This is a genomic window from Undibacterium sp. 5I2 (assembly GCF_035019605.1).
Lineage (GTDB): Bacteria > Pseudomonadota > Gammaproteobacteria > Burkholderiales > Burkholderiaceae_D > Undibacterium.
Map to the genome: position 1 here is coordinate 1 of NZ_JASJVS010000106.1, position 5,210 is coordinate 5,210.

Sequence of the window (5,210 nt, forward strand, 5' to 3'; positions counted from 1 at the left end):
ACGCCGAGTGAGGCGCTGCTACTGTGGTTGCTGCTGCTTTGTTGGCTGCTGTTTTGCGCTGATTGCAGCGTGATATCACCATCGGCTATCAGGGCGGCGTGGCCGCCGGCGTTGAGGTGGCTGCCGCTGATGGTGATGTTGCCGGCGCTGTTAGCATCCTTCTGCGCTGGATCACCGCTGGCGACGATGGCGACATTACCACCGGCTTGCACGCGGCTGGCAGCGGCCAGTTGGCTGCTTTGTTCGCTGGTGCTGCTGCTTTGACTACTGCCTACACTGATGCTGACGTGGATGCCACCAGCGCTGTTGGGATCACTGGCGACGCTGGCGGCAGCTTGTTTGACGGCCAAGGCGGCGCTGGCGGCGGCCAAGGTTTTTAAGCGTGGGTCGCTGACTTGGCTTTGGGCTTGGCCCATTTGTTGCACGCTGTTGGCGGCACTGAGCACGGGGTTACTGAGTGCAACGCTCAGGCCGCTTTGTTTGCTGTGCTGGGTTTGTTTGGCTTGTGTGGTGTCGGTGGCGGCGCTGATATTGACCTTGTTAGCTAAGATTTGAACGTCGCCTTGGGCGGCCAGTACATCGCTGCCGATTTGGCTGTAGCGGTTACCGGCCTGGATGTTGACCTTAGCTCCTGTACTGCCTACCACGCTGGCGACTTGGCTGAGCTTATTGTTGGCATCGCTGCCCGCTTGCTCACGGCTGCCTATGGTAAAGCCTATGCCGCCACCGCCGCCGAACAGGCCGGATTCTGTCTTTTGTTGTGATGTGGTATTTTGTTGGGTGCTTGCTGCCGCTTGGATCGTGACGTCGTTGGCGGCCATCAGGTTGACATCGTTGGTGGCGACGATCTGGCTGCCGCTGACTGTCAGGTTGCCGCTGGCATTTTTAATCAATTCACCATTGGCATTAGCACTGTAACCAGCTAATACATTTACGCTGTCGCCGCTTAAGCTGCTGGCGATAACATCAGTTTGCTTGATGCTGTTGTGTGTTGTTGTGGTGGAACTTGAGAGCCAACCGTGCGAGCTTGATTTGCTGGCGGAATTAAGATTTTGTGTGGCGACGCCGTTGCTGATGTCGATGTTATTAGCGGCGATGGCGGTGATATTACCGGTATCGCTGTGGATGTTGGCGGCCTTGAGTGACATATCTTGCTGGGCACTTAAGACAAGATTGCCGGCGGTATTAATTTGTGTCCCGACTTCTTGGGTGCTGCCTTGCTCGAGGTAGTTGGCATTATCCCAAACGATGCGGTTTTGTTCGGCGGTGCTGACGGTATCTGAGACCAGCTTGTGGCCGGCGCTGAGGCTGGTTTCAGATTTTGCGCCGGCATTGCTGATTTGGGCTGCAGTTAACTGCAGATCTTTGCCGGCGCTGGCGATTAATAGTCCATGGGGATTATCGACATACAAACCGGCGACGCGGTCAACGTGCGTAACACTGCCTTGGGCATTGCTTTGTGTGCTGGTGGTGGTGATGACATTGAGGTCGCGCTCGGCATGGACGCGCAGACTGTCTTTGGCGCTGATGCTGCCGCCGATATTATTGATATCGGTTTTAGCATTGAGCGCGGTCTGATTGGCATGGATACGGCCGCCAAGGTTATTGATCTGGTCGGCCGTGATCGCAACAGCGGTACGGCCGGCGATGCTGCCGGAGTTGTCGACTGAGCCAGTCGCCTTGATATCGACGCTCGCTCCTGAGATCAGGGCACCGGTGCTGCTGATGTCGCCCGGTTGCAGGCGCACATACACTTGCGGTACCAAGACCTCGGTACTGCTGCCATCTGGTAAGCGCACTGTTTTTGATACTAACCAAACAATATCGCTGGTCAGTTGCGCCATCTGTGTCGCGTCGAGGGCAACGCCCAGGCTGATTTGGAATTTTTTGGCGAAGCTGGCACCGTTGCTCATCAAGGCCATATAGCCGGCTTCATCATTGTCGTAACCAGCGACGAAGCGGCGACCGGTGAGTTGAGTAATTTGATCACGAATCAAGCTTTGCTCATAAAAACCATCACCCAAGCGTTTCATCTGTAATGCCGGGTCATGGCCTGAGGCATTGAGCAGGTAATCACTGGAAAGCCAAGTACGATAATTAACAAACTGCGGATCGGTAGCGACTAAGTAGTGATTGTTTGCTTGCGGATTGGTATGAAACAAACTGTTAGTCGGCAGTGTGATGTTGGGCGTGATGGTATGCACCAGCGTTGCTGGGGCCGCAGCGCTGGTCGCTGCCACACTGCCCGCTTGTTCAGCGCCGGCAGCAGCAGCTTGGCTGACGGCTTGCGCCGGGATGTCGACAGCAGCCGCGTTGACAGCATTGAGCTGCGCTGCCGCCGTGATGGCGACGCTGCCGGCTTGGGTCAGTGCCGCCGCATTCAGCTGATTCAGCGCGGCAGTTTGCGTATCGACCGCAGCAGCACTGACGGCATCAATTGCGCGCGCATCGGTGGCATGCAGATCGGCCAGCTTTGTGTGGCTCTGTTCCTTGCTCGCATCATTGAGTGCCACCTGCGCACTTCCTGCCCCGCTTATTGACTGATCAACGCTGCTGGTAGCCAGCGATGCAAGCTGGATTCCTGTTCCGGTGACGCTGCTGTGGTCTTTAAATACTGATGCGGCCAAGCTGATGGTGTTTTCAACAGGTGCCGGTGCATAATGCGAGTTTGTTTTACCGGAGCGATCCTTGCCTGACAAATAGATACGATAGTAATGGATAGCATTGCCAACATCCGTCGTAATCTTTTTTCCTTCCGCACCTTGGTTTTTTAAATTTTGAATATCGTGCTCTAACGTACCGCCGGCGATAATTTTGCTTTTATCGTTGAGGACAGAGTTGGCAGCAATTGTCATCGCACCACCCGACAGAATCTGGCCTGGGTCTGAACTGACAACCTGGGTCTCCGCGATCGTGCGATTGAACCGGTATTCATTGCGCGCATCACTGAACTCGCCGGTTGCAAGCGCCGTCATCATTTCCACACCATCACTATCGTGCCAAAGTTCTACTTGATCACGGGTGTAGCGCGTGATCAGATCATGAGGATGGTGGTCACCATGATCAGCAAGTTGATACAGTTCCATCGCTTCGGTAGAAACCTGCGCCGTTTGCGTACTGAAGTGTTCATTGCTATTGCTGACGTGGTTGGCGTTCAAGCTCAAATTACCCAAGGCTTCAATCGTCGCGCTGGCATTACTGAGCGCTCCCACTTGCAACTGCCCCTTTGCCGCGGTCGCTGCATGATTGGCATCGAGCGCACCGCCGATAGCCATATTACCTGCACTGAAGAGCAAAGCGTGTTCACGATTATTGATGGCTGCAGCACCAATATCGAGCTGATTGCGGGCCGCGATGACGGCTGCTGCCGTGGTGCCGTTAACGGTTTCCGCATCATTGTTGAGGGTTTGCGTGCCGATGGCGATCTGGTCACCATAAATACGGCCGCTGCCGATATTGTTCACCGTCGTCGCATTGATATAAGTATGAGCGCCATCGATCAAGCCACGATTCGTCAAGCTGCTACCGGCATCCAATTCCGTGTTGGCGCCGATGATTTGACCTGATACCAAGTTATCAAGCTGGGCCGCCTGTACCTGTAAGTCTGCACCAGCTTGCAATGCCATGTGATTAACGACACGCCCGGTAGTCACCAGGCTGGCATTGCCGCCGGCTTGCCATTGACCGTTATTGGTGTAATCGCTGGTCAGCTTGGTGCTTAAATCGCCATGAGAAACCACACTGCCATCACCGCTCAAACTCTGGCTGTCTATGCGCAAATCGGTGCCGGCTGCGATGCGGCCCCCGGTGTTGCTGATTGCCAGAGTTTTTTGCGCGACATTGCTATTCTCAGCAGCTTGGCTATCCTTAATCGTCAAGCTGCCGGATGAAGAAATCACGCCTTGGCTGTTATTGAGCGCAGCGCTGCCGGTCAGCGCCAGCGCATGATCGGCCAGAATCTGGCCATGCATATTATTGATTTGATCGGCGCGCAAGCTGACCGAGCCAGCTTGTATGCCGTGCTCGTCGCCCGCGGTCTGGCTGTTATCTATCGTTGCGGCGTTTAAGTTTGCCGTCAGCGCTGAGCGTATCAAACCAAGCTGATTATTAATCGTCGTACTGGCTGCGGCATCGATTTGGCCCAGCGCTTCGATACGCCCCTGTTGGTTGTCGAGCTGTGTGGCAGTGAGTGAGATGGCCGCGGCGCCGCTGATGTTGCCATGCTGATTGCCTAAGGACTGACTCTGCACTGCGACATTACCCGAGGCGCCGACCGAACCGGTTTGGTTATTGAAGTCGCCGGCCACAATATTGAGCGCGCCTTGCGACAAAATGCCTTGCGTGCTACCGCTGTTAATATTAGATAACGATAAGCCATGCGTATTGATCAACAAGTCCGCACCGGCTTGTAGTAAGCCCGCATCATTAAGCAAGGCACCTGTTTGTAAATTCGCATTCGCAGTGCTGAGGATGGTGCCATGCGAATTGTCGAGCGCTTGTTGTTGCGTGTTCACGGACAGTGTGTTGGCTTGCAAAGTGCCGCCACGGTTATCCAAGCCTTGCGCCGTCAGCTTGAATGCTTGTGCAGCGATGACGGTGCCGGCTGCGTTATTCATGCTGACATCCGTGGAGAACAGAGTAATAGCACCGTTGGCGCTGCCGATTGAACCGCTGGCGTTATTGATCTGGGCTGCATGCAGAGTTACATCTTGGTTGGAGGCGATCATGCCCGCGCTATTGTCGATGCCGGCTTTCGTGCTGTGCGTGTTCAGCATCAAGCCCTGCCCGGCGGTGATGTGTGCTGCGTGATTGTTCAGGCTGGCCGCGTTAATCGTCAGCGCCCCACCTGCTTGCACGGCGCTCGCAACACTAGCGAGCGCGCTGTTATCCAGCGCGCCGCTGGCGGTGAGTGTGATATCCGAGTTACCGGCGGCGCGTATGCTGCCGCCCTGGTTGTTGATATCGCCAACCTTAATTTCTGTATGGCCGTTCGTGGCGATGCTGCCGCCGCTATTATCCAATACGGTGCTGGCTGTAATGTGAGCACTATCAGTACCGGTTTGTTGCACGCTGCCGCCGCGGTTACTGAGCGTTGCACTGTTGATGTTGACTTGTTTGGCGACGCTCGTGCCGCCATCGAGCGTGGCACTGTCTGCCTGCATGTCCAGGACATTATTCGTTTGTATCAGTCCGCCGCTACCAAGCACTTG

1 protein-coding gene is annotated in these 5,210 nt (G+C 55.3%); it reads right to left on the reverse strand.

Annotation, left to right across the window (positions count from 1 at the left end):
- On the reverse strand, window positions 1–5,210 hold a 5,210-nt coding region (locus tag QN359_RS19260; protein ID WP_323493615.1), incomplete at both ends, for a beta strand repeat-containing protein.